This window comes from Bengtsoniella intestinalis (assembly GCF_039719005.1).
GTDB classification, from domain to species: Bacteria; Bacillota; Clostridia; order Oscillospirales; family Oscillospiraceae; genus Oscillibacter; species Oscillibacter intestinalis.
Genome location: NZ_CP133584.1, coordinates 33,785 through 59,145, shown reverse-complemented (window position 1 = coordinate 59,145; position 25,361 = coordinate 33,785). Strand labels below are relative to the sequence as shown.

Genomic DNA, 25,361 nt, shown 5'->3' with positions numbered 1-25,361 from the left:
ATGGTTCGCTTTTTAGTCAGATGGATATCGCTCGTCACCTATTTTATATAGATCATGCGGAGAAGCTAAGAAAAAAATAATCAGTGTATTCTTCTTCGGACAAAATCTATCGATGAGTCTTGGCGCATCTACTAAAGTCGCTTTATCTTTTGGATTCCATCAACTAAAGTATTTAGGTCATTGGATATGAACTTTTCAAAGAACAGCAGGGGCTACAAATACCCCCTCACGTCTTAAAGGAAAAAAAACGACAAGTGTACGAAAAAATTTTTAATTTTCTAAATATTTTTTTAATTTGCGAAGCACTTTATCCCTCTGATACTTCAAACTATTCAGGGGCACACCTGATTTACGTGCCAACATTCGCAAAGAACTCCCCTCAAAAAAGAGAGCTTGCACCAAGTTGTATTCTTCTTCTGACAGGGTTTCGATAGCACTGTTCAATTGCGCAGAGGTAACATGGGAAATCACAATTTCTTCCGGCGTAGGTGCGAGCCGATCCCAGATGATATCTTCTCCATTAAATTCACTGCTGTCCAATGCATGATAGGACAATACCTCATAGTTTCGTTTCTTTTTCTCCTGATATTTTTCCTGCTCTTTACTTTTGTAATATGCCTGATAGACCTCATAAGAAACGATGATTAGTTGATTATTTACTGGTATATAATAGATTTTGTCATTCGACATGGATTGTTCCTCCGTAATTTTTGATTTTTAATTTCTTGTTGTTCGGAAACTAAAAACCAGCGGAGGAGCGCGTGATCTATATGGACTTTTGCATAAAAAAATCATGTGTCACCTTTGAACCTACAAATTTTTGTAGCTTCAAAGCAACACATGACCCATGTGATTACAAAATAAAAAAAGGCATGACAAAATAGCTTTAAAGCTACTTGTCATGCCTTATCTCGTTCCAATGTGCCAATGCAGATTAACTCCACTGACATATTGCCGGATTGACTCTTGTACTAAAAGTAGAAGTATTAAATTTTAGGTATTCTCTAATAAAATTTCCACGAGATTACCACATCGATTGCACTTTAGATTTATAGCTACTTTTATAGCTGACGGTTTGAATGGTTTGCTACCCGATTCTATGCCCATAAGCTTATAATTACACTTAGGGCAACGGACAACCTTCATATTCAGTTGCAAATTCGATGATTGTTGCTGCATAGATTCGCCTCTCTTTCTGACTATAGACCTAGTCTTTGTAGACGAATTTCCATGGCTTGAATAGATACATTAAATATGCTTGCCATCTGATAGATAAGCTCTTTGCGCTCTAACTGATTGCCAAACCGCTTCATGGCAACCTTTATGCGACCTTGTGGCATAAGTATGGATGCACCTAATGCATCCGCTTCTTTTTCACGTTTCATATCGCTGTGAGAGGACATTTTACTCGCTAGGCTTTGTGTCTTCAAGTAATATTCACTATGTAAAATATAGTGAGCTAATTCATGAGCTAAGGTAAACCTTAGACGATTATAGCAATGACTTGCAAGCAATCGTTGGTCCACAAGAATGGTTCCTGCTTTTGCAACAATCGGTTCATAGCGCTTGCTTTCATCATCATAGACAGGGATAATACTATCTTCAAAAACAGTAATGCCAAGAATATGCCCCTTTTTTGAAAGATTGCGATATTGGAGAATTATTCCGTAATGCAATTCAATCATTTCTTCTATCGGGACTGCTCTCGGGTCACCATTGACAAGAGTGGAATCAAATTCCAAGAGTTCTCTTTGTGCAATGCTATCCATAACTCGTGAATTATACTCTCTCATTCTTATAAATCTCCCTTTTCCCGTTTTTCGTTTAACCTCCTAATAAAATCTTCCCATTCCTCATCTGTGGCATCTAACTGTTTTGCCACACGCAAAGCAATTCTAATTGTACTGCTGGACTTCAGTGTTTGCGTGATATCTGCAGGGATAGGATTATTTGTTTTCGTTGCGGCGGCTAAATCATATAATAGGCTTTCTTCGGTTGCTGATAAATTTAATATTAAGCAAATGGATTTTAGAACTTCATCAGATGGAGCTGTTTTATCTCCATTTTCTATTCCGGATATGGTGGATGGCGCCTTGTTAATCAACGTTGCAAAGTTTCTTAGCGTCAGATTTCTACCGATTCGTTTCTCTCTTAAATACTCGCCAAAGGTCATTTTGCAAAACTCCTTTCCTAGTATTGTAAAAATCGTTTTCTAATTAGTGAACACCACGATTATACCAGAACATATGTTCTATACGCAAGAGTGAATATGGAAAAAGATACAGTTGTCGGTTTTTAACGACAACTGTAAAAGGATGCCACAGCATATAGGACTTCCCCCCCTACTCCTTGACTGTGTTTGGGTTATGCCCGTAAGTTCACGGTCGATATATCCATATTCACTATATGGCAGGCTTTATACCATGTTGAAAAACAATGAATCTATTGACAGGGACAATATCTTGTGCTATCTTAAATATATTGTTAAACGATAAATATTTCCCCTATTACAATATTTGGAGGTGCAGAATGCATACAATCAACTGGTCACATAAAAACAGCATGAGACTCAGCCGTGTCATGGTAATACTCTTTGCCGTGGCGCTGGTGGCACTGGATATTTTCGCCCAGGATGTGACGGTGTATCTATCTGGTCGCCTATTGGGGCAGTACGGAATTGGTCTGGGCGAGGGGCTTGTATTTATGGGCACCCTCTATATCTGCAGTCTCCCTGGCTACGTATTGCTCTATAGTTTGTATCGGCTCCTTGGCAACTTGGAGGGTGGGCAGGTGTTTATTCCCCAAAATATCGCCTATCTCCGCCGTAGTAGCTGGTGCTGTGTGATGGTGGCTGTGGTGTGCATGGTGGGGATTCCCACCTACCCCTCTTTCGCCATAGTCACCGTGGCGGCAGGATTTATGGCGCTCATTATCCGCATCATCAAAAACGTGTTTGAACAGGCCATCTTGATGAAAGATGAACTGGACTTCACCGTGTAAGGGGGGCGACGACATGGCAATCGTAGTCAACTTAGACGTGATGATGGCACGGCGGAAAATCGGTGCAGGAGAGCTGGCGGAGAAAATCGGCATCACCCCAGCCAACCTCTCTATCTTAAAAAACCAAAAGGCCAAAGCGGTGCGGTTTTCTACGCTGGAAGCCATTTGTGAAGTGTTAGACTGTCAACCAGGGGATATTTTGGAGTGGCGAAAAGAGGATCTATGAATCTATTTTTGATGACTGTATTGGCATCGGCACCTTTATGGATGCTGTTGGTCATAGTGGTGTTCCTGCTGGCTCGTTGGAGTTTTAGTCGCCACCGCAAGCTGTTGCGGTTTCCATTGGGATTGCTTGGGTGTGTGGCGGTTGTTGGCATGATATATGGACTGCTCCGCTACAACGGTGTTATTGTATTTGCCGACGATACCTACGTTTCCTATCACTGGTTTGGAAGCAGCTATGGTGACGAAGGATATAAATATATTTGCATCAGCTCATCGGTATTGCTTGGCATTGGAATTGCTTTTTTAAATCATAGGAGGATATGATTATGTGGCTATTATTCGGAATCATCGCCATCATCGCGGCCTTTTGTAATTGGGGCTGTGTGGCGAAAGGGAGAAATCCAGAGATTTTTCGGTTTATCAGTCTCTCCGCCACTGCCCTCACCGTCTGCGCATTTCATCAGCAGAATACAAACTGGGTAATGAAAGAGGATTGGAGCGCATTGATGGACTGTACAGGTATTTCCACCGCCCTGTGGGTGCTGGTGGTGGCATCCATTGTCATCAACGGTGTGACGTTGTTTGCAGAAAGAAAAAAGCCATGAAAAAATCAAACAAGAAACGACTTATTACAGGGCTGATACTACTGGCACTCTGCTTTGGATTGTATCAGTTGTTTGGCAATCCTATGGTGTATATCAACAACCAAAAACTGTCCCTTGCCGTTAGTAGCATAGAGAGTGAAACCGTATCTCTTAACGACCTCATCCCCTTTGATTGGGATCGGGCATACAGCCCAGGCCCCTATACCAGCAGGGAGGAAATTGCAGCGGTCATCGGCTTTGACAGCCCCTCCATTCGAGACAACCAAAACAGTGAGGGCATGAGCCATGTGCTATTTATGAAGGGCAATCGAGTGGTGGCCTGCGTGATTGGGCATCCTGCCTTGGTGGGGTATCGTTTCAGTTTTTCAGAGATAGTCACTTATGAAGATGATATACAGCTGAATGTAGAACAGGGTGAGCACTGGATAGAGCTTTGCACGCAGGAGGGCGTATGAAAAAGTACAAATGGTTGATGATTTTCGGTATCGCTGTCATCGTCTGCACAGTATTGTGGTCGCAGGCGCATGACACACAAAGCGTAATGGAAAAGTTTGTGCTAGAGCACCGAGATGATTTAGAAGAAATTGCGTTAGAACACCTGTCGGGCGAAAGTCTCGTGGGCGCCTACGGAGCTGCCAATATAGATGGTGTCTATCAAGGTGATCATCAGGCAATTGTGCAGTTTCTATACAAGGCCACTGGATTTGCACCGTCGGCCAAGTATTATGGATTTTACTATGCCCAGCAGAATGAGCCAGTAGCATTTCAAAATACCTCGGTCTCTCTTACCGAAACAGATTCCGACACATGGCAGTGGAGCGACGGTACCGATAATGGTGGGATCTATAATGGTCCCCCTGTCAAGACCACTTCCTCAAAATTTATCGTGAACACAACAACCTATTTTGCTTCCTGAGCCAAGCCTGGTTGTGGTTACCTCCAGGGTAGCCGCCCGAAGGGTTGCCTTGACCGACTGGGTCAGGCTGGTACAATGGGAAAGGCGAGGGGAACGGCCTCCGCCTACAACCCACGACCTCCCGTCGCCACCAGTCCTCAACCAGCCTGTGCCAGACTGTCAAGGTGGTTGGTTGGCGTTGTGAAGGCTGCCCCATACACGGCCTCTGGAGTCTGATTTCCCAGTGCTTGATGGGGTCTGAAGGTGTTGTACTGCTTGATATAATTTCCAATTCCACGGCGCAATACCCTAGGATTTTGATACTCGTTGAGGTAAATTTCCTCGGTTTTCAGGCTACGGAACCACCGCTCAATCATGATATTATCCGCCCAACGGGACTTACCATCCATGCTTTGGACAATGTGATTTGCCTTCAAAAACCCCTTATATTGGGAGCTTGTGAACTGACATCCTTGGTCAGAATTGAGAAAAGCGGGGGTGCCGTGGCTAGAAATTGCGCGCTGGACAGCGGCGATGACGTTATCTGTGTCCAGCGTATCGGACAGACTCCAGCCCACAATCAGACGGCTATACCAGTCGATAATCGCCGTCAAATACATGTGCCCGTGGTGCATTTTGATGTAAGTGATGTCGATTGACCACACTTGATTCGGGAACGAGACAACCTTATTTCTCAGCAAATATGGTACGATAGACTCTTTAAAGTTGCGTTTTGAGAGATTTGCCTTGGGATAGAGAGCATGAATTCCCATCTCGCACATCAGTCGCCTAACCAGCTTGCGACCCACAAAAATCTGGTCGGTGGCCAGCTTGGTCACCAGCTTTCGAGAGCCGATGTAGGGCATTTGGGTGTGCCAGTAGTCGATGCGTGCCATGATGTGCTCCCGCCAGCGCTTGGCCTCCTGGTCGACCTCCACAGGCTGGTAGTAGACCTGCCCTCGGGGCAGACCCAGCAGCTCACATTGACGGCGGATGGACAGGTCTGCGTCAGTCCTGAGGGAACTTGGGGACGGGGATGCCGCAGTCCCGAAAGGCACCCTGAATAAAGTCTCGCTCCAGTGTCAATTGGCCGATGGTGCGGAGCATCTGCTCCTTCTCTTTTTTCAGGGCAACCTCCTTCCGATGTGCTTCTTTGACCTGCTTTTTCTCATCGAAAACCTGACTGGCATTGGATATAAATTCCTTCTTCCAGTTGCGAATCATGTTGGGATTAACCCCCTGCTCGGCAGCGATAACGTTTAATTCCTTCTCACCCTGGAGGACTTCTAGGACGATCTTGGCCTTATATTCGGCGCTGTAACTGCTTCGTGGCATGATATGTTCTCCTCTCGTTTATCGTTTTTGATATTGTATCACGTTCACGATAATTTTTCGAGTGCTGGTTTGGTTTCTAGGGTCCATTATATCTCCCATTGGCCGCCAATATCAATCCACTGGTTATATGTTTGGATGCACGATTGATGAAAATCATATCGATGTTATTAAAGATAAAGATTTCACGGTGACATTTGTTTTTGCGGATAAAGAAATTACTTATTCCGGTTTGGAGCTTGGTATTTTAGAACCGCAAGAAAACCTTAAATATATGCCAGAAGAAATGCAATAAAAACGATTAACACTGGTAGTTTCAAAAGGTAAAGAACCCTGCCCCCCAGCCACGACACATGATATCGTGGTTGGGGGGTCTAACGTCTTACGTCAATGTCCACGGTCTGTCTTGGCTAATTCTATGGGAATATAACATAATGGGAACATTTTCCTCATTTCTGCGTCTAAATAGGTATCAACCTATTTAGGGAGGGATTTTCAATGAAAAAACGACTTGCGATTTTGCTATCTCTGGCCATGATTGCCACTCTCACCGCCTGTAGTGACAGCTTTGGGTCACTGGAAAGAGTCACTGTCAGCACTGATTACCCTGCTGCTTTGATGGTGGACGGTTCGGTTTATTTCAAAGGCATGGAAACTGTGGATGTGGGCGATGCACTACCAGACGGCCACACCACTAAAATTGACGATTACCCAGACCAAGACGGAGAATGTAACTTTGGCGACAATCTTGCGTATGTGTTGATTGATGATGACGTGGCGATACAGGTTGGAAACCAGTGGTACCTCTGCTCCCCACGGATTTCCTTTGTAGAGGAGACCGCCATTGTGGTGGCAATGGACTACGGATTGATGGTGGTGGGTGACACCGTGGGGCTCAGCTCTGTGCATACAGGTGATTTGGAGTTACCAGAGGATCTATCTGTGGGTGACACTGTTACAATCCGATGGGATGGTATGCTACTGGAGAGCTACCCTGGTGGTATGGCCAACGTGTACGGTGTGAATGTGGAGGAACAAGGCAACGACATTCTGGGGGCTTATCGGGCGGCCTTCGCCTATCTCCAAGAGACCGACAGTGGTTTAGACAGCGATGTGGAGAAAATTGTGCTGGATTTGCAAGCCACCTCTAACCACTTGACCACCGCAGAAAAAGAAGCCCTCACCTATCTGATTGCCTGTGATTCTGGCATGTTTGACAGCGTGTATCAATCCACCTTTGAGGACTTGGTGGAAAGCGGTGATATTGTGGATGATGGCTTCGCCAGCTTTGAAAAGGGCGTACTCTATACCTTTGCCCAGACTGATTCCAGTGCTGATGGTTTTACCTTTGATATGGAAAAATTCCGTAGTTCTCTAGGTGCCTATGGGGTGCAGGACTGTGAAGTGATGTTTGATAATGACGGCAATTTCACCCTGACCACAGGGGGGGAGTGGATTTCTTGAAAATCCTTGTGTTTTGATGAAGTTGTGATAAAATGATGTATATATAGATTGTCTGTAATAACAGTGAGGTGAAATAATGGAAGAAAATCGAACAACAATTGTCAATAAAACAGTAAAAAAGGGGATTTCATTTGGCAGCGTTTTAGCTATGGTAATAAGCTATACAACGTGGGAATCAATTGGCTGGGCAATATTCCATGGTTTGCTAAGTTGGATTTATGTTATTTACTTTATGCTTGCACATTAAAGACAATGATATCACAGAAAGAGAGAACGCCCATGCACACAAAAATCACCGTTGTCCCTGTGTCTATGTACGACGTGGCTGGCCTAGAAGCATGGCTCAGCGACCAAGCCAGTCTAGGTCTGCGCCCCACCCATTTGGGCAGCATTTGCACCTTTAAGAAAGACGCTGTAGAGGGTGCACGGTATTGTCTGCGATTTAAAGGAAAGGGCGAGCCAGAACCTACCATAGACGGTTGGCACTATGCCTTGAATTTGGGGCTTTTGTATCAAGTTTATACCACCACCGACCCCCATATTCCGCCCCTGCCCAAGGACTTGGCACCTTTGGTAAAGCGGGTGAAAAAAGCCCAAAAGTGGAATGTGCTATTTCCTATTTTCATCGGTCTTTGCTTTTTGTTTCCTGTGTTTTACACCAGCAAATTCGATGCACAGCCTGACCTACTCCAAAATTTCAACCGTTTGCTGTTTATGCTCACCAGCACAGAGTTGTTTCTCTTTTTGGTGGCATTTCTCTGGATGAAACTGCCAGAAGGACGGGAAATGAAGGCCTTTTTAGTGGATTACAAAGCCAGCCAAGAGGGACAATCCTTCGCCCCTTGGCCTAAGAAGAAATTCTATAGTCGCAACAATTGGATACAGCTTTGCGGCATCCCCATTTTGTTAGTGCTACTGATTCTAGGACGGCTTGACTTCAAAACACCACTCAGCGAATTTCACAAGCCCTATGTAAATTTAGAAACTTTGGAACAGGTGGAGCTGGCCACCTATCAGGAGCATTTCGGAGCAGAGTACAGTCGCAACTTTGAGCCAGATTACGCCCAGACCCACTATTCCATCTTGGCCACCTCCTATTATGAAGTGGTGCAAGAGGGCTATGAGGGCACTGGCAACACCTATACAGGCAGTCGTGGGGAGGGCGTGGTGTATACCCCAGAACTGGACATGACCCGCCTGACCCTCACCGTGCCACCTCTCAGTCGTTGGGTGGCGGAAAACCTACTGGATAGCTATCGCCTTGTGAATCTCCAATGGCACTATGAGGATGTAACCTACGGCGATTTAGACTTTGTGATTTTAGCCACCACCGCCGATCCCAACTGGCAAATGGCGGCCTTGGGTCATGGCGGAACGGTGGCGGTATTCCGCTACGGCGGCGAGATGCAACTAGGCGACCATTTGGATTTGCTGGCAGAAATGGTGGAGTAAACAAGGAGAAAATTACATGAAAAAACAACTAAAATACGCAATCTACCTCTGCGGATTTGCCCTGTGCGTGATGGGATTTCTGAACCAATATTCCTTCTCATCCACCATCAGCCAAACCATTCCTGTTACGGTGTATATGGATGGCATAGCGGTGGAAGAAACCACCGTCACCATGGAGGGCAAGCGCACCAATTATGCTTTGCATGACAACGAACGCTACACAGGCACCTTCGCCATTGACTCCATGGAATGGACAACCCGTGACACCCAGTCAGTGCGGATTGCTTGGGGCGGCGATTATGGGCATTTACAAACCATACAATATTGGGACTGGCCATTCTCCGAGGAAGAAGATATCGAATACTACCTGCTCATCAGCGACGACATGACCCAGTTTGGTCTACAACGTACCGATGGGGCCTTCATCGCCACTTCCCCAGAGGTGTTGGCCTTGATGGAGAAGCATTTTGCACTCAACAACGCTGGTGGCGCCAGTGTCAGTGATGTACAGTTAATCCCACCCTTAGAGGAATTGCAATAAATAACCACACAGAAAAGGAGACACCCCATGACACTTTACATCAAACAAAAAATCTTCTCCCTCGGCGACAAGTACGATATTTTGGATGCCAACCAGAAGCCTGTCTATAAAGCTTGGGGTGAAATCTTCACCTTGGGCAATAAAATCCACCTCTGCGATATGCAGGAGCGTGAAGTCATGTTCCTGAAACAGCGGCTCATGACCTTCCTCCCTGCCTTTGAAATCTATCAGGGGGACAACCTCTTTGCCACTGTCAGCAAGGAGTTTACCTTTTTCAAGAAGAAAATCAACGTGGACAGTAGTTATGGTTCCTTCGTCATTGACGGAAACTTCTGGGATCACGAGTACACCATCACCTGCGACGGCAAGCTGTTTGGTACTGTCTCCAAAGAGTGGCTCACTTGGGGCGATGTCTACGCCCTACATATCAACACCGAAGAACATAGCGAATTTTTTGTGGCGCTGGTGCTGGCCATTGATTGTATCTTGGAGGGGGAGAAGAACTAACAAATGCATATGCGTGACAGGTGTACCGATATCGTATAAAACAGCAAGGAGTATTTTATGAATGAGTTCTTTGGCTTATGGAACGTCCTAATCCATTCCATTGCATCCTATGACTTTGCATCGAACCTATGGCATCTCTTCGTCTTTTTTATCATACCCCTTGTGGTTATCTTTGTACTGATTTGGCGTAAACGGCGCCTACTCTGGACAGCACCGCTCCTATCTTTACTTTGTAATACGCTTTGCTATCTGTTCATGAGCCCTGACATTCTAACATATCAAGAATCTCGCGCCATGTTTTTCATGATTGTTGTTCCACTGCACCTTGTTACCGCAGGCGTGTTAACAGCAATCGCCTATGGGGTGATGATTCTCATACAAAAATTATCTAATCACTAAGAAAAGTCAAAAACCTAGCCCAAGACAAATTGAGCGACCACACCCAAGTGTCTCGCCAGACCATCTCCAAGAGCAACTATTTTGGATGGTAGCTCAAAAACGCCCTCGGTCCTCCGATTGCATTGGATGACTGAGGTCGTTTGTTTTACATTGGTGATAAAATATAAAAATATCCTGTCAGAAACTGCTACGCTCATTCGTATGATAAGTAAGCGCTTAAATCACACAGATAGACAAAGGAGGATTGATTGTGGATTCATTGACCCTAGATGACCAACAAAAACTGTCGCTACTCTACAATTTGCACGAACAGCGACTGTACCATATTGCATTTTCCGTCTTGCAAGACGTTGCACAGGCGGAGGATGTGACCCAAGACTGCTTTGTCAAAATCGCAGGGATGCTTTCTCAAATTGAAGATTGCAACAGTGACAAAACCAAATTCTTGTGCATGCGTATGGCGAAAAATCTGGCCATTGACCGCTATCGGAAACAGAATCGACAATGTAGTTTCGGGGAAGAACTGGCCATATTGCCTGCCAAGGAAAACGTCGAACAACATACATTACAAAAGCATCTGCTACAATTTTTGCTCTCTGGACTGGATACACCTAGCCGAGAAATCATCAAATTACGATGCTTTTACGACCTATCATACAAAGAAATCGCCAGTCGCCTTGCCATTGGAGAAGATGCCGCTATGAAGCGATTTCAACGAGCCAAGGAGAAAGTCAAACAGTTGAAAGGAGCATACGATGATGAACCAATATCCCGACCATGACTCCATCTTGCAAATCGTGGGTGAAAGCCTTGTAGAGCAGGAGTCTGCTCCTGTTCACACCTTCTCCCATGGGTACGAAACCAAGAAAAAGGAGCTTTTGCAGACCATGACAAAATCATCCAGAAAAAGAAGACCCATCAAGCGGATGGTGACGCTGATTGCCGCCGCATTGGCACTGACCACCCTCACCGCCTTTGCCTATAGCTTTTTATTCCAACCAGAAGGCACCAGAACCCCATCCACAGGGGACTATGCCTACGACAATAACATCCAATCCTTTGTAGATGTGTATGCCGCCCAAGCCAAGATCTCTGTGCCTACACGCTACACAGAAAATGAAGATGGCAAATATCATTACACCGCCCCCGATGGCACAGAGTACGGCATTTCCGTCAGGGTGGAAACCATGTACAACCCCTTATTTGCAACCCACGCAAGTGAGGTGGAAACCTTGGATATCAACGGCATCCCAGGTGAATTGATTGCCAAAAACGGGTCGCAATATTGCAACATTCTAAACCTGTTTTATGAAAATAGTGGCCATGTGGTAACCATTTACACCACAGAGGACGTGACCAGACAAGAACTGTTAGACATGGCAGAGGGTGTGGAGCTGACCATTGATTACGACACTGTTTGGTATACGGCGGAAGATTACCAACGTGACCAAGCCGAAGCCGAAACTGCTACCCCACCCCAAATGAATGTAGTGCCATTGGGCACCCAAATGGTGATGGATACAGTTGGATACACAGTGGAGGAAATCCGCCTGCTAGACACCTTGCCCACAGATTTGAGCGAGGATGCGTTCGCCACTCGTAGCGAAGATGCCATTGCACCATACATGGACGAAACAGGTGGACTCAAGCCATTTGAGCGTGTTCTGTCTATCTGGGATGAGGACACGGCACAGCTTGTCACCACCCGTGAAACGGTGGATTTGAAAATCGTAGAAGTTCTTTTGACAGTGGAAAATCTGGATAACACCGCCATCACGGAAGTGGCTGTTTGTCCTCGGTTGAGCTATGGGGATGAAAGTCTTTGGGCTGACTCAGCTGTGCAAGCCGATGATTTGCCCTTCTATTTTGACCAGTCGGATTACGTTGGCACTAGCCAGTTCTATTTCATGGACATGGCACAGGGCGAAACCACCCAAGTGCGCCTGCTGTTCGCCTTGGCACAAGACAGAGTGAACGATGGATATGTAACTTTTGGCATGGATAGCGATACCCGTTATGACGTGAAAATCGGATAAATGAGAACGCCCCCAACCACAACGGCGCTATCGTGGTTGGGGGCTATTTGCAGCGTTCATTCTATCGTGAATTTCCCTCTTGACAAAATCAGAGTACATGTGTATTCTATTATAAAGAGTACAGCTGTACCCAAAGGAGGAACAATCATGTCTATTCAAATTTCTGATAGTGAGCTATCCATTATGAAAGTGCTGTGGAAGGAGGCACCTTTGCCGTCTAGCGAGATTGCAAAGCGTATGGATGGCAATGTATCCACGCTGAAAACCATGCTGAAACGGCTTTTGGCCAAGGGCGCCATTGGTGCCACCCCTGTGGATAGGCGGAGCTATCTTTATACACCACTGGTAAAGCAGGCCGACTACACCGCCCAGAGTCGCCGCCACTTTGTGGATAAGGTGTTTGACGGCTCCAGTCAGGCCATGCTGATGAACTTTGTCATGGAGGAAGAAGTCACGTTAGACGATTTGCAGTCGCTGATAAACCTGCTCAAGGAGGGAAAATAATATGGATTTATGGATTTTGGAACATATCGCTCCCATCTTCTATACCCTGTTGGAGCTATCTCTCGCCGCCGTCTGCATTGGGTTGGGGGTACTGCTCCTGCGGAAGTTGTTGGACAAGAAAATCCCGCCCATCTGGAAGAATGCCCTGTGGCTCTTGATGCTGGTGGCATTGGTGATGCCCTTCCGTCCCACCAGCTCTACGGCGGTCATTCCCACCACGGAGGTGGACTTCCGCCAGCAGGGAATTCAGCTGGTGGTTGAGGTGGCAGAGGCCAGCACGGAATCTGGCACCTCTGGTCGTGTGCCAGCCGAAACGGTGGCGCAAGTAGAGACCTATGAAACCATGTCCTTGATATTTGAAGTCATGGTGCCAGTGCTATGGCTACTGGGCATGGGGGTCATGCTACTCATTCTGCTATTCAGTCGCATTCGCTTCTCTGGCTTTCTCATGGCCTGCAAAGGGGATAGCTCCGAGCTAGACTCCTTGCTGGAGGAGTGCAAAGGGCAATTAGGCGTGACCCAAAGGGTGGCGCTCTATCAGCAATCCTACCTCAAAAGCCCAGCTCTCTACGGCCTTTTCCGCCCCACCATCCTCCTGCCTGACTATGTGGAGGCGCTATCCGAGGACAGCTTGCGCTACATCCTGCTCCACGAGTTATCCCACCTAAAACACCATGATTTGTGGAAGAATACCGCTCTATTGACGCTCCAGGTGGTTTACTGGTTCAATCCCCTGATCTGGGTACTGTTCCGCTTTATCCGTCAGGATATGGAGCTGCTTAACGACAGCCGAGTGCTGAAAACCCTAGACAAAGAGGAGGAAACCCCCTACGCCATGTCCCTCATTGAAGTGCTGGGACACGCCAACAAACTGCCCTTGGCACCTCAGATGCTCTGCATGGTGGACAACAAGGAGAACACCAAGAGGAGGATTCAAATGATACAACTAGGCGAGGTGTTCAAAAAACATAAACTCATCATTGCCGTGGGCTGTCTGGCGGTAATTGGTGTGCTGTCAGCACTGTTTTTGACGGCAAAGCCGTCCATTGATTGGATGGCAGAATTCACTATAGATGATGTGTCAAGTATGGAGATTGTCACCTATGCGTCAGGTTCCACGCACATTGCAAAACAACCAACCCAAGAAGAAAAAGCTGCCGTGGTGACATTGTGCAACGCATTTTATGGCACGGAAACTCAATGGGAAGCCTTCCCAAACGAGGAAGAACTACGTGTCACCATTCATTCAACTGGAGTGCTCACACATACCCAATGTCATTAAGATAAGCCTGGGTGCTACAAGAAAAACACCCAGAACCTTTTAAAAAAAGCTTGACAATTACAAAAAAATGTGCGGTCGCCTTCATTGACCAAAGTCAATGAAGGCGACCCTTGTTATTGAGCATAACGCTGATAACAAAGGAGATGCACACATGACATTCACAACAAAAAACATAAAAAGAACACTAAAAAAATCCATAAAAGCCCTTTCGCAAAACGCTGTAAAATATGCTGAAAATCCAGAAAAAGACTTCACCCGAAATAGGAAGTTACCATTTGAAAAAGTAATTGAAACAACCTTATCTCTCACAGGAAAAACACTATATGGGGAATTATCCGAACAATTCGGCATACATTCATCCTCACCTACAGTATCCGCTTTTGTGCAACAACGAAACAAAATCAAATCAACTGCCTTCGAGGATTTATTCCACCAATTTGTTGCCGAAACAAACCAACCCATCACCCACCGTGGCTACCGCCTTTTGGCTGTGGATGGCTCTAGTTTGCACGTTCCCACCAACCCAAAGGAAGTGGATTCTTACCATCAAAAGGCCAATGACTCCAAGCCTTTTAACCTTTTGCACCTCAACGCCATGTACGATATTTTGCGCAAAACCTACGTGGATGCAACGGTTGAAAAGGGTGAAAACAAGGCCTTTGCCACCATGGTGGCACGTAATCAATCAAAAGTACCCACCATTTACATTGCTGATAGAGGCTACGAATCGTACAATAATTTCGCTCATGTGCAAGAAAGAGGGCAAAAATTCCTTGTCAGAGTGAAGGATTCTGCTTCACGCAACGGTATTTGTCACGGATTATCTTTGCCTGTTGGTGAGGAGTTTGACGTTTCACTGACGCTACACATTTCACGCAAGCAAACAGCGCAAGCCAAAAATCAAAACCTGAAATTTATCGCCCATAGTTCACCATTTGATTTTTTACCCTGCAAAACAAAGAAAAATGAAAAAATCGAGCCATATCCGTTACATATTCGCCTCGTTTGCTTTAAACTTTCTGAAAATTCTTACGAAACGGTTGCCACAAATTTGGATAAAAGTGAATTTGATTCTGCTGCCCTCAAGGATTTGTACGCCAAGCGATGGGGTATCGAAACGTCCTTCCGCTCTTTGAAATTCACCGTCGGATTGCTGTATTTTCACAGCAAAAAGACGAAGCTTCTTCTTCAAGAAATCTTCGCCAAGTTGATTATATACAATTTTACACAGTTGATAACCTCGTGCATTGCTGTAAAAAAAGTTACCAGAAAGCGGGTTTATCAAATAAATTTCGCTGTTGCCACTCAAATTTGTCGTAAATTCTTTGGGAAGAATGTACCCGTCGCCGAAGTTGAAGCCTGCATCGCAAAAAACCTAACACCCATGCGAAATTTGCCCTCAAACCCACGCAAGCGACGCAACACGAACCCCAGAACCGACACCTCTTTTTTCTATCGCTTGGCGTAATGCCACGTTATAAGGACAAGCAAGCAGATTGAAAAATCTGCTTGCTTGTCCTGCGCATTTTTAGATTCCGATGATTTTTTATTAGCTGTTCTTGCGTTTCAATAGCTTAACTTAATGACATTGCACACATACCCTTATCCTTTATGTGAAAGAGGCCATGGAGCAAGTTGCCCTCCAAGTTGATGAACAATATTTCCTGCTAGATACAGACCAGACGGTTGCATGGATGGATCTGGTGAAGTATGTTACTAGCAAGAGTGCTGTCGCCCAGCCAGAAACACCACCCACCGAAACCCCTGATATAACCGAAATCAAACAGGTCATCCACACCCAGATGGCGGATGTGACCCACGACGGCATCCCTGACATCATCGAAACCACCATTTCTGTCCATAGTGAGTATGTGGACAAAGATTTACAAGCCTTGCTCAATCAAACCTATCCCTGTGATATTGCCGTCTATGACCCCATTCTTTCCACAAATACACCCATTTATGAGCAGAGTTATGGTGCGCCCCATACTGGAAACGGACAACTAAGTCTGGCGGAAATAGATGGGCTATCTTACCTGTTAGAAGGCAGCCTCTACACAGGCCAAGGCTACTACACCTTTGCACACAGCATATTCTCCTTGGATAGCCAAGGAAATCGCCAAGTGAAGGCAGAAGATAGCACCGAAGGACAGATAAGCGATGGGGACGCAGCAAGTAAAATCAACACCTATTTTAGCAATCTGACCCCTTGGGTAGAACGTGCCACCGCCATTGCCATTTTGGATATCAACTTAGAAAATCAGATGGTGAGCACAGAAGATGAGTCTTATTTGGCGAAAGATTACTACGAAGCTATGGGTGAATATTATAACGAGATGGCCTGTGAATATGCCCTCCTCAGCACCCCACAGCCCCTGACAGCTGACGAACTTTCCTATTTCAACGAAACCTATTTCAACGGTGCAACAGGTCAGAATTTGAATCCAGCCAATCAATTCCTCCACAATTCATTTGATTTGCCTATCAATATCGATTTGTTCATGCTCTTTTATCATGGCGCTGGTGCCGATTATGCTATGAGTGAAGACGGCGAGTATGACGCAGTGGCACAGGCCTACGGCTTCGACAGCTGGGCGGAGATTCCCACCGATGTGACCCCAATTCCAAAGACTTCTATGGACGATATGCTGGAGCAATATACAGGCATCGACCTGTTTGCCTCCAATAAAATTGGACTGGAAAACTTCAAATATTTAGAGGAATACGACTGTTACTATAACCTCCACGGCGATACCAATTACTACGGCACTGTGGAATTTGTGTCGGGCACCCAGACGGGCGACCAGATTGCCCTCAGCTACTACAACAGCTGGCAACAGGCGGACTATATTCTGACTTTGGTTGACTATGGCGGAGGAGACTATAAGATTTACTCCAATCTACCTGCAATCATAGCGGAATAAGCAACCATGACCCCCACGAAATGAAATCCGTGGGGGTCATTATTTTCCCCCTTGACAAATGCGGTTTATTGCTGTAAACTAAAATTAGTTTATAAGAATAAACCGCAGAACTCAAAAAGGGGGACACCCACATGGAATATAAAATCGGAGACGTGGAGCTGCGCTTTGCACAGCTCATCTGGGCGAATCAGCCCATCCCATCGGGGGAATTGGTGGGTCTAGCGGCAGAGGCGCTGACTTGGAAAAAGCCTACCACCTATACTGTCTTGCGCAAGCTCTGCGAAAAGGGCTTGTTTGAGAACAAAGACGGATTGGTGACGGCAAAGATCTCACAGGAGGACTTTATGGCTGTCCGCAGTGAGACCTTTGTGGAGGAGTCCTTCGGTGGATCACTCCCTCGATTCTTGGCGGCTTTTTCTCGAGGGAAGAAGCTATCGGATGCCGAAATTGCTGAAATCAAAGCCATCATCGACGGACAGGAGGGGTAAATCATGTTGGATAACCTATTTGTAGAGATACTCAACCTGACTTTGACAGGTAGCTTTGTCATTCTGGGTGTGATTGTGGCACGGTTTCTGATGCTGAAATTTCCAAAAAAGTATAGCTATCTTCTCTGGGCTATCGTGCTGGTGCGATTGCTGGTGCCCATTTCATGGGAGAGTGATTTGAGCCTGATACCCACCACCAGTCAGCCCATCTTCACCCCAGAAATGGTCTATGAGACTGTTCCACAAGTGGACACAGGGGTGGAGGTTTTAGACGAGGTGATTAACCCCATTTTGCCCCCAGTGACTCAACCAGAGGCCAGTGTCAACCCCATTCAAATATGGATTTTTGTGGGGCGTGTTCTCTGGATGACTGGCATGACAGCCATGGCTGTTTACGGGCTGGTGCAATATATTTTACTAAAACGCAAGCTGGCGACGGCAATCCCATTGGAAAATCGTATTTATCTTGCGGACAATATTCCATCGCCCTTTGTGCTGGGGCTAATTCGTCCAAAAATCTATCTACCCTCTCATTTAGAAGAACAGGAGCGTGGCTATATCATTGCCCATGAGCAGTGCCATCTGAAACGATTTGACCATGTGACCCGTGTGCTGGCTTTTGTGGCACTGACCGTCCACTGGTTCAACCCCCTTGTCTGGATGGCCTTCGTGTTGTCGGAACGTGATATGGAGCGCTCCTGCGACGAGGCGGTGATGGGCACCATGGAGGGGGACATCCGCCGTGACTATGCCAATTCCCTGCTCCGCTTTGCCAGCCGTGGACGGCTCATCTCCGCTACCCCTCTGGCCTTTGGCGAAGGGGATACCAAGGGGCGTGTGAAGAATGTCATGGGGTATAAAAAGCCTGTGGTTTGGGTGACTGTGGTGGCCATTGTGCTGGCAGTGTGCGTGGGTGTGGGGCTAATGAGCAATGCCAAGGAGCGGTATTTCCCCTTGCAAAGCAATGCACTTTCTGATTTGAATCCAGATGAAATTCTCCAAAATATAGAGAATATCACTGGCTATTCCTCTGGGAGCTTACACCTGACCCCTGACAATTTTGGATTGACAGTGGATGCAGATTTCAACATGGTGCAAGATGAAGCCATCCGCTTTTTATATAGTGAAGATGGTGAAACCATGGCCTCTCAGTTGCGGATTTTCCTCACAGAGGACAACCGCTTTTTTGTGACCGAACCAGACCCATGGGTCGCCCCAACGGAGCAGGTATTCCACCTATATCATTACCTCAGCGCCCTGAAATACCTGCCCACTGATGCCATTGGTGAAATGGCAGGAGATGCTCCTGACCGTTATGCCATTGAATTATCACGAAACGACACCAAATACAACGCAGACCGCATGATTTACTACACCCAAAACGGCGTGGAGCAGACCGACGGCTGGCTGATTCGTTTGGATATTCAACCCCTGTACAGCGACGGTGGCAGTGGGTATACTGGTGTGGGACACGACATTATCCATGCGTTTTACTCGGATGATACTACAATCAGTACCGACTATGATAGCGACTCCCTCGACCAAGCCATTTCTGACGGTGCCTTTGTCTACAACAGCGATGGCGTCATTTCAGGGCGAGAATACCTAGATGCCTTTGAAGAAGCATCGGCCAACCGTGAGGATGGTAGCTTGCGCTGTGTCCATCAGTTCACCCCAGACGGGGCAGAGGAACCTACGTCAGCCGTGACGGATATTGTGTATGAAAACGAACTATTCACCGTCACCCAGTATCCCACCACCCCAGAAGAAACCCAGTTGGTGAATACCTATCAATATTTGGTGACAGAAACGGTGCCCCCCATGTCCAGCACCGCCAAGTACGAAACCTGCCGTGCCTATTATCTGGTGAACGACCCAAATGTGACCTACCAAGATATTATGAACGGATTTCTCAGCTCCCAATTGGGAGCTGCAGAGGATGCCTATGTGATTTATGTGGAGTTTATCTATCCAGAAGAATAACGCAAAAAGGGTGCAGGCCAAGGCCCAATGTCATTAAGATAAGCCTGGGTGCTACAAGAAAAACACCCAGAACCTTTTAAAAAAAGCTTGACAATTACAAAAAAATGTGCGGTCGCCTTCATTGACTTTGGTCAATGAAGGCGACCCTTGTTATTGAGCATAACGCTGATAACAAAGGAGATGCACACATGACATTCACAACAAAAAACATAAAAAGAACACTAAAAAAATCCATAAAAACCCTTTCGCAAAACGCTGTAAAATATGCTGAAAATCCAGAAAAAGACTTCACCCGAAATAGGAAGTTACCATTTGAAAAAGTAATTGAAACAACCTTATCTCTCACAGGAAAAACACTATATGGGGAATTATCCGAACAATTCGGCATACATTCATCCTCACCTACAGTATCCGCTTTTGTGCAACAACGAAACAAAATCAAATCAACTGCCTTCGAGGATTTATTCCACCAATTTGTTGCCGAAACAAACCAACCCATCACCCACCGTGGCTACCGCCTTTTGGCTGTGGATGGCTCTAGTTTGCACGTTCCCACCAACCCAAAGGAAGTGGATTCTTACCATCAAAAGGCCAATGACTCCAAGCCTTTTAACCTTTTGCACCTCAACGCCATGTACGATATTTTGCGCAAAACCTACGTGGATGCAACGGTTGAAAAGGGTGAAAACAAGGCCTTTGCCACCATGGTGGCATGTAATCAATCAAAAGTACCCACCATTTACATTGCTGATAGAGGCTACGAATCGTACAATAATTTCGCTCATGTGCAAGAAAGAGGGCAAAAATTCCTTGTCAGAGTGAAGGATTCTGCTTCACGCAACGGTATTTGTCACGGATTATCTTTGCCTGTTGGTGAGGAGTTTGACGTTTCACTGACGCTACACATTTCACGCAAGCAAACAGCGCAAGCCAAAAATCAAAACCTGAAATTTATCGCCCATAGTTCACCATTTGATTTTTTACCCTGCAAAACAAAGAAAAATGAAAAAATCGAGCCATATATAATGGACCCTAGAAACCAAACCAGCACTCGAAAAATTATCGTGAACGTGATACAATATCAAAAACGATAAACGAGAGGAGAACATATCATGCCACGAAGCAGTTACAGCGCCGAATATAAGGCCAAGATCGTCCTAGAAGTCCTCCAGGGTGAGAAGGAATTAAACGTTATCGCTGCCGAGCAGGGGGTTAATCCCAACATGATTCGCAACTGGAAGAAGGAATTTATATCCAATGCCAGTCAGGTTTTCGATGAGAAAAAGCAGGTCAAAGAAGCACATCGGAAGGAGGTTGCCCTGAAAAAAGAGAAGGAGCAGATGCTCCGCACCATCGGCCAATTGACACTGGAGCGAGACTTTATTCAGGGTGCCTTTCGGGACTGCGGCATCCCCGTCCCCAAGTTCCCTCAGGACTGACGCAGACCTGTCCATCCGCCGTCAATGTGAGCTGCTGGGTCTGCCCCGAGGGCAGGTCTACTACCAGCCTGTGGAGGTCGACCAGGAGGCCAAGCGCTGGCGGGAGCACATCATGGCACGCATCGACTACTGGCACACCCAAATGCCCTACATCGGCTCTCGAAAGCTGGTGACCAAGCTGGCCACCGACCAGATTTTTGTGGGTCGCAAGCTGGTTAGGCGACTGATGTGCGAGATGGGAATTCATGCTCTCTATCCCAAGGCAAATCTCTCAAAACGCAACTTTAAAGAGTCTATCGTACCATATTTGCTGAGAAATAAGGTTGTCTCGTTCCCGAATCAAGTGTGGTCAATCGACATCACTTACATCAAAATGCACCACGGGCACATGTATTTGACGGCGATTATCGACTGGTATAGCCGTCTGATTGTGGGCTGGAGTCTGTCCGATACGCTGGACACAGATAACGTCATCGCCGCTGTCCAGCGCGCAATTTCTAGCCACGGCACCCCCGCTTTTCTCAATTCTGACCAAGGATGTCAGTTCACAAGCTCCCAATATAAGGGGTTTTTGAAGGCAAATCACATTGTCCAAAGCATGGATGGTAAGTCCCGTTGGGCGGATAATATCATGATTGAGCGGTGGTTCCGTAGCCTGAAAACCGAGGAAATTTACCTCAACGAGTATCAAAATCCTAGGGTATTGCGCCGTGGAATTGGAAATTATATCAAGCAGTACAACACCTTCAGACCCCATCAAGCACTGGGAAATCAGACTCCAGAGGCCGTGTATGGGGCAGCCTTCACAACGCCAACCAACCACCTTGACAGTCTGGCACAGGCTGGTTGAGGACTGGTGGCGACGGGAGGTCGTGGGTTGTAGGCGGAGGCCGTTCCCCTCGCCTTTCCCATTGTACCAGCCTGACCCAGTCGGTCAAGGCAACCCTTCGGGCGGCTACCCTGGAGGTAACCACAACCAGGCTTGGCTCAGGAAGCAAAATAGGTTGTTGTGTTCACGATAAATTTTGAGGAAGTGGTCTTGACAGGGGGACCATTATAATATCCGTTACATATTCGCCTCGTTTGCTTTAAACTTTCTGAAAATTCTTACGAAACGGTTGCCACAAATTTGGATAAAAGTGAATTTGATTCTGCTGCCCTCAAGGATTTGTACGCCAAGCGATGGGGTATCGAAACGTCCTTCCGCTCTTTGAAATTCACCGTCGGATTGCTGTATTTTCACAGCAAAAAGACGAAGCTTCTTCTTCAAGAAATCTTCGCCAAGTTGATTATATACAATTTTACACAGTTGATAACCTCGTGCATTGCTGTAAAAAAAGTTACCAGAAAGCGGGTTTATCAAATAAATTTCGCTGTTGCCACTCAAATTTGTCGTAAATTCTTTGGGAAGAATGTACCCGTCGCCGAAGTTGAAGCCTGCATCGCAAAAAACCTAACACCCATGCGAAATTTGCCCTCAAACCCACGCAAGCGACGCAACACGAACCCCAGAACCGACACCTCTTTTTTCTATCGCTTGGCGTAATGCCACGTTATAAGGACAAGCAAGCAGATTGAAAAATCTGCTTGCTTGTCCTGCGCATTTTTAGATTCCGATGATTTTTTATTAGCTGTTCTTGCGTTTTAATAGCTTAACTTAATGACATTGGGCCAAGGCCTGCACCCTTTTTGCACTATTTCACTCCAAACCCAACACCAACGCAGGATTCACAGGCACATCATCTAATAGCAACCCAAATCCCAAATGGGGGCCAGTGGCCGTTCCAGTTTGCCCCACGGTGGCAATCACATCGTCAAGTAGCACGCTATCGCCCACTTCTTTGAGTAAGCTCTCACAGTGTTGATAAGTGGACTGCAAGCCATCTCCATGGTCGATGACCAGATAGTTACCTCCGCCAGAAGCAAAGCCAGCTTCCACCACGGTGCCAGCGGCAAAGGGATAGATATTGCTGCCCTGCTCTGCCACCAAATCCACCGCTGTATGGATGTAATTTCCGTCCTCTTGGTAGTCATTATAGGGGAAAGAAATCTCCATCTCCTCCAAGGGATTTTGGATTTCATAATGTTCGCTAATGAACTCCACCGCAGTTTTAGAGGTGTTGTCCTCCTGCGGGGTGGGTGCCCAACCTGCATCTTCTACATCATCAGAGGGCAGAGCTGGCGCAAAACTCAAAGAGGCCATCCACGTCTGCCCAAAGGCAAAGTTGTTGGTGGTCAGCAGGAAGTGATACCAGTCGTTTTCTGGGAGAGGTGTCTCCAACTGGGCAATCAATTCCTCTGGAATTTGAATGGAGAGGGTAGCGGCTTCGTTGGGGGCAATGGTGGGCATCGTTTGGGAACTCTCCCAAATCATTTCGCTGGTAGACCACTGCTCCAGCTGAAATTCCGAGTTAAATTGCAGGGGGATATTGGCCTGATTCTCCACCGAGATTTCCACCAAACCGTTCCCCAAATACTGGGCATCCAGTGCCAAATTGTCTCCATCGATGCCCGAAACCAGGCGATAGCCAAAGGCCGTCAGTATCAGTAGCGTTGGAATACAGGCGGCGATTAGTAGCGTTTTAGGCAGGTGATTCTTTCTGCGTTTCTGTTCCATTTTTTGAATTGTCTCCTCTTTTAGCCGTGTAGGGGCTTTGATATTTAGATTATTCATACGATCTAGCCTCCTCAAGTTTTAATTTCAGTCGCCCTCTGGCGGTATGCAGTCTGGATTTCACCGTACCCGACGGGAGCTCCAAAATGGTGGCAATCTCCTCCACCCGATAGCCCTCGTAGTAATAGAGGTACGTTGGACTGCGTAGCTTGGAGGGCAGTTGTGCCAGTGCCTCACGCACTTCGTCTATGAGGGCGTGTTCCTCCTGTGGGAGGGGGCTGTCTGTTTGCTCGGGCAGGAGGGTCACACGCTGTTTCCAGAAGCAGAGGTGATGATTTTTACAGCGGTTGATGGTAGTGCGAATGAGCCAATGCTTCAGGTGGGTTTCACTCTCAATAGAGTGAAGATGTCCCATAAGAGCGATGAACACCTCTTGAAAAATATCCTCAGCGTCCTCTTTGTGGCGTGTCTGGGTGATGGCAATGCGATAGACCATATCGCCATGGAGATGGACGATTTCCTCGCAAGATAGTTGGATGGGCACAGTGATTGTCACTTCCTTTCGCTGGGATTGAAAAGCCTTTTCACTAATAATACAATAGAAAAATGCTTTTGGTTCAAAAGTTTTGAATTTTCCCAAAATTGAAGAAAAGGGTGCAGACTATACAGCCTGCACCACCTCTTAAAAAGTCAAAGCAATAGCCACCCTTCTCCATAGAAACAGCAACAGGGCAGGCATCTTTATAAAAAGATGCCTGCCCTGTCGGGTTGATACTTAATTGAATTCCCACGGTGCCACAAATTTATAGGGGCTGATCGCATCGCCACCTTGATACTTGATGGTCATATAGAGGGTTCCGTCACCGTCAGGGATTTGGACGTAACAGACACCGTCATTGAATTTGTCGGTAATCTCCACCGCTTGGTCAATATAGTACACCCAAACACTGCCATCGTCCTCATAGATCACATCAGGATACATCATTTCCTCCATCAATTCCTCTGGGGTGAGGGGGCGTTCTGTGCCATCGTCGTTGAAGGCCACACCACCGCCACCACCAGAAACCAAATCTCCATTGCGGTCTAAATACTCCATGGCATAGGTGCCATCTGCGTTGAAATCGATGGTCACGTCGGTTTGGTCGCCTGCAATCCACATCTGGACAGTACGCTGAATGTTGCCCACGTTGGCGGCATAAGCCACCGTGGAGCCACCGATCACCATGGCGCAGATTGCCGCCACTGCAATCAAATTTTTGAGTTTTAGTTTCTTCATCCGTTTCATTTTGATAGCCTCCAATTCAAAATCCTTGGAGATAGGAAGGGCGGAAAACGCCTGCTTATATTGTTCGTGATTAGTCATCCTGCCATATCTCCTTCAATGCTTGTTTTAACATGGTTCTCCCTCGTGACAATCGGACTTTTACGTTGGATTCGGACAATTTGAGGATTTGGGCAATTTCTTTGGCAGAGTAGTCCTCGTAGTAAAATAGGTGGATGACCACCCGATACTTCTCTGGTAGTGCCATCACCCCATCAAATATCTGGGACGATTCTGGGGTTTCAAAGGTCAGCGTTTCCACATAATCCTCAAAAGGCACGCACCGCCGCCGAAAAAAGGATGTGGTTTTGTTCCAATGTCATTAAGTTAAGCTATTAAAACGCAAGAAC

Annotated in this window: 33 protein-coding genes; 24 read left to right on the top strand and 9 right to left on the bottom strand. The window is 46.5% G+C overall.

What is annotated here, in order from left to right:
* Positions 1–270: 270 nt before the first annotated feature.
* The 3 genes from RFF05_RS00375 to RFF05_RS00365 all read right to left on the bottom strand — a co-directional run bounded on the left by RFF05_RS00375 (position 271) and on the right by RFF05_RS00365 (position 2,173).
* On the bottom strand, positions 271–690 hold the full coding sequence (locus RFF05_RS00375; RefSeq protein WP_409968478.1) for an RNA polymerase sigma factor: 420 nt from the start codon (positions 688–690) through the stop codon (positions 271–273).
* Positions 691–1,199: 509 nt separating this feature from the next.
* Positions 1,200–1,793, bottom strand: coding sequence for an ImmA/IrrE family metallo-endopeptidase (locus RFF05_RS00370; RefSeq protein WP_409968477.1), 594 nt, complete (start codon positions 1,791–1,793; stop codon positions 1,200–1,202).
* 2 nt (positions 1,794–1,795) lie between these two features.
* Positions 1,796–2,173, bottom strand: coding sequence for a helix-turn-helix domain-containing protein (locus tag RFF05_RS00365; RefSeq protein WP_409968476.1), 378 nt, complete (start codon positions 2,171–2,173; stop codon positions 1,796–1,798).
* Positions 2,174–2,529: 356 nt separating this feature from the next.
* On the opposite strand from RFF05_RS00365, the gene RFF05_RS00360 reads away from it, so the two are divergent.
* From RFF05_RS00360 to RFF05_RS00335, 6 genes are read left to right on the top strand one after another with little or no spacing between them, the layout of a single operon-like run.
* Positions 2,530–3,000, top strand: a complete 471-nt coding sequence (locus tag RFF05_RS00360; protein ID WP_409968475.1) for a DUF2975 domain-containing protein — start codon at positions 2,530–2,532, stop codon at positions 2,998–3,000.
* A gap of 13 nt (positions 3,001–3,013) precedes the next feature.
* Positions 3,014–3,226 (top strand): helix-turn-helix domain-containing protein, encoded by a 213-nt coding sequence (locus RFF05_RS00355; RefSeq protein WP_409968474.1) that lies wholly within the window; start codon positions 3,014–3,016, stop codon positions 3,224–3,226.
* The gene (locus RFF05_RS00350; protein ID WP_409968473.1) at positions 3,223–3,549 is read left to right on the top strand and encodes a hypothetical protein; all 327 of its coding nucleotides are present in this window, start codon (positions 3,223–3,225) and stop codon (positions 3,547–3,549) included. The genes RFF05_RS00355 and RFF05_RS00350 overlap by 4 nt, the downstream gene beginning before the upstream one ends.
* 2 nt (positions 3,550–3,551) lie before the next feature.
* A complete protein-coding gene (locus RFF05_RS00345) occupies positions 3,552–3,830 on the top strand; it encodes a hypothetical protein (RefSeq protein WP_409968472.1) in 279 nt (92 codons plus the stop codon).
* Positions 3,827–4,285 carry a hypothetical protein gene (locus RFF05_RS00340; RefSeq protein WP_409968471.1) on the top strand — a complete coding sequence of 153 codons (459 nt, stop codon included), beginning with the start codon at positions 3,827–3,829 and terminating at the stop codon, positions 4,283–4,285. The genes RFF05_RS00345 and RFF05_RS00340 overlap by 4 nt, the downstream gene beginning before the upstream one ends.
* The gene (locus RFF05_RS00335) at positions 4,282–4,746 is read left to right on the top strand and encodes a hypothetical protein (protein WP_409968470.1); all 465 of its coding nucleotides are present in this window, start codon (positions 4,282–4,284) and stop codon (positions 4,744–4,746) included. Before RFF05_RS00340 ends, RFF05_RS00335 begins: the two co-directional genes overlap by 4 nt.
* 137 nt (positions 4,747–4,883) lie before the next feature.
* On the opposite strand, the gene RFF05_RS00330 is transcribed toward RFF05_RS00335, so the two are convergent.
* Positions 4,884–5,783 (bottom strand): IS3 family transposase, encoded by a 900-nt coding sequence (locus RFF05_RS00330; protein ID WP_409967433.1) that lies wholly within the window; start codon positions 5,781–5,783, stop codon positions 4,884–4,886.
* The gene (locus RFF05_RS00325; protein ID WP_409967432.1) at positions 5,734–6,060 is read right to left on the bottom strand and encodes a transposase; all 327 of its coding nucleotides are present in this window, start codon (positions 6,058–6,060) and stop codon (positions 5,734–5,736) included. The genes RFF05_RS00330 and RFF05_RS00325 overlap by 50 nt, the downstream gene beginning before the upstream one ends.
* A 61-nt stretch (positions 6,061–6,121) precedes the next feature.
* On the opposite strand from RFF05_RS00325, the gene RFF05_RS00320 reads away from it, so the two are divergent.
* The 18 genes from RFF05_RS00320 to RFF05_RS00235 all read left to right on the top strand — a co-directional run bounded on the left by RFF05_RS00320 (position 6,122) and on the right by RFF05_RS00235 (position 22,622).
* Positions 6,122–6,352 carry a hypothetical protein gene (locus RFF05_RS00320; RefSeq protein WP_409968429.1) on the top strand — a complete coding sequence of 77 codons (231 nt, stop codon included), beginning with the start codon at positions 6,122–6,124 and terminating at the stop codon, positions 6,350–6,352.
* 203 nt (positions 6,353–6,555) lie between these two features.
* The gene (locus tag RFF05_RS00315; protein ID WP_409968469.1) at positions 6,556–7,521 is read left to right on the top strand and encodes a hypothetical protein; all 966 of its coding nucleotides are present in this window, start codon (positions 6,556–6,558) and stop codon (positions 7,519–7,521) included.
* A gap of 76 nt (positions 7,522–7,597) precedes the next feature.
* Complete coding sequence (locus tag RFF05_RS00310) at positions 7,598–7,768, top strand: hypothetical protein (RefSeq protein ID WP_409968427.1); 171 nt, start codon at positions 7,598–7,600, stop codon at positions 7,766–7,768.
* 32 nt (positions 7,769–7,800) lie between these two features.
* Positions 7,801–8,973 (top strand): hypothetical protein, encoded by a 1,173-nt coding sequence (locus RFF05_RS00305; protein WP_409968426.1) that lies wholly within the window; start codon positions 7,801–7,803, stop codon positions 8,971–8,973.
* Between the two features lie 16 nt (positions 8,974–8,989).
* A complete protein-coding gene (locus tag RFF05_RS00300; protein WP_409968425.1) occupies positions 8,990–9,514 on the top strand; it encodes a hypothetical protein in 525 nt (174 codons plus the stop codon).
* A 27-nt stretch (positions 9,515–9,541) separates the two neighbouring features.
* Positions 9,542–10,021, top strand: a complete 480-nt coding sequence (locus tag RFF05_RS00295; protein WP_409968424.1) for an LURP-one-related/scramblase family protein — start codon at positions 9,542–9,544, stop codon at positions 10,019–10,021.
* 649 nt (positions 10,022–10,670) lie between these two features.
* The gene (locus RFF05_RS00290; RefSeq protein ID WP_409968423.1) at positions 10,671–11,201 is read left to right on the top strand and encodes an RNA polymerase sigma factor; all 531 of its coding nucleotides are present in this window, start codon (positions 10,671–10,673) and stop codon (positions 11,199–11,201) included.
* On the top strand, positions 11,176–12,456 hold the full coding sequence (locus RFF05_RS00285; protein WP_409968422.1) for a DUF4367 domain-containing protein: 1,281 nt from the start codon (positions 11,176–11,178) through the stop codon (positions 12,454–12,456). Before RFF05_RS00290 ends, RFF05_RS00285 begins: the two co-directional genes overlap by 26 nt.
* Positions 12,457–12,603: 147 nt before the next feature.
* Positions 12,604–12,960 carry a BlaI/MecI/CopY family transcriptional regulator gene (locus RFF05_RS00280; RefSeq protein ID WP_409968421.1) on the top strand — a complete coding sequence of 119 codons (357 nt, stop codon included), beginning with the start codon at positions 12,604–12,606 and terminating at the stop codon, positions 12,958–12,960.
* Between the two features lies 1 nt (position 12,961).
* Complete coding sequence (locus RFF05_RS00275) at positions 12,962–14,242, top strand: M56 family metallopeptidase (RefSeq protein WP_409968420.1); 1,281 nt, start codon at positions 12,962–12,964, stop codon at positions 14,240–14,242.
* A gap of 97 nt (positions 14,243–14,339) precedes the next feature.
* Positions 14,340–15,710 (top strand): IS4 family transposase, encoded by a 1,371-nt coding sequence (locus RFF05_RS00270; RefSeq protein ID WP_409966964.1) that lies wholly within the window; start codon positions 14,340–14,342, stop codon positions 15,708–15,710.
* A gap of 157 nt (positions 15,711–15,867) precedes the next feature.
* Positions 15,868–17,166 (top strand): hypothetical protein, encoded by a 1,299-nt coding sequence (locus RFF05_RS00265; RefSeq protein ID WP_409968419.1) that lies wholly within the window; start codon positions 15,868–15,870, stop codon positions 17,164–17,166.
* Positions 17,167–17,297: 131 nt separating this feature from the next.
* Entirely contained in the window at positions 17,298–17,654 is a 357-nt protein-coding gene (locus RFF05_RS00260; protein WP_409968418.1) for a BlaI/MecI/CopY family transcriptional regulator, read from the top strand.
* Between the two features lie 3 nt (positions 17,655–17,657).
* Positions 17,658–19,637, top strand: coding sequence for a M56 family metallopeptidase (locus tag RFF05_RS00255; protein WP_409968417.1), 1,980 nt, complete (start codon positions 17,658–17,660; stop codon positions 19,635–19,637).
* A 134-nt stretch (positions 19,638–19,771) separates the two neighbouring features.
* Positions 19,772–20,731 carry a transposase gene (locus tag RFF05_RS00250; RefSeq protein ID WP_409968416.1) on the top strand — a complete coding sequence of 320 codons (960 nt, stop codon included), beginning with the start codon at positions 19,772–19,774 and terminating at the stop codon, positions 20,729–20,731.
* Positions 20,732–20,749: 18 nt separating this feature from the next.
* Positions 20,750–21,076: a transposase gene (locus RFF05_RS00245; protein ID WP_409967432.1), complete on the top strand. Its 327-nt coding sequence runs from the start codon at positions 20,750–20,752 to the stop codon at positions 21,074–21,076.
* Complete coding sequence (locus RFF05_RS00240; protein ID WP_409967433.1) at positions 21,027–21,926, top strand: IS3 family transposase; 900 nt, start codon at positions 21,027–21,029, stop codon at positions 21,924–21,926. Before RFF05_RS00245 ends, RFF05_RS00240 begins: the two co-directional genes overlap by 50 nt.
* A 222-nt stretch (positions 21,927–22,148) precedes the next feature.
* Entirely contained in the window at positions 22,149–22,622 is a 474-nt protein-coding gene (locus RFF05_RS00235; RefSeq protein WP_409970143.1) for a transposase, read from the top strand.
* 153 nt (positions 22,623–22,775) lie between these two features.
* On the opposite strand, the gene RFF05_RS00230 is transcribed toward RFF05_RS00235, so the two are convergent.
* The 4 genes from RFF05_RS00230 to RFF05_RS00215 form a co-directional block, all read right to left on the bottom strand.
* The gene (locus tag RFF05_RS00230) at positions 22,776–23,750 is read right to left on the bottom strand and encodes a M23 family metallopeptidase (RefSeq protein WP_409968415.1); all 975 of its coding nucleotides are present in this window, start codon (positions 23,748–23,750) and stop codon (positions 22,776–22,778) included.
* On the bottom strand, positions 23,743–24,246 hold the full coding sequence (locus RFF05_RS00225; RefSeq protein ID WP_409968414.1) for an RNA polymerase sigma factor: 504 nt from the start codon (positions 24,244–24,246) through the stop codon (positions 23,743–23,745). The genes RFF05_RS00230 and RFF05_RS00225 overlap by 8 nt, the downstream gene beginning before the upstream one ends.
* 219 nt (positions 24,247–24,465) lie before the next feature.
* Positions 24,466–25,053: a hypothetical protein gene (locus RFF05_RS00220; protein WP_409968413.1), complete on the bottom strand. Its 588-nt coding sequence runs from the start codon at positions 25,051–25,053 to the stop codon at positions 24,466–24,468.
* Positions 25,046–25,291, bottom strand: a complete 246-nt coding sequence (locus RFF05_RS00215) for an RNA polymerase sigma factor (RefSeq protein ID WP_409968412.1) — start codon at positions 25,289–25,291, stop codon at positions 25,046–25,048. Before RFF05_RS00215 ends, RFF05_RS00220 begins: the two co-directional genes overlap by 8 nt.
* Positions 25,292–25,361 lie beyond the last annotated feature (70 nt).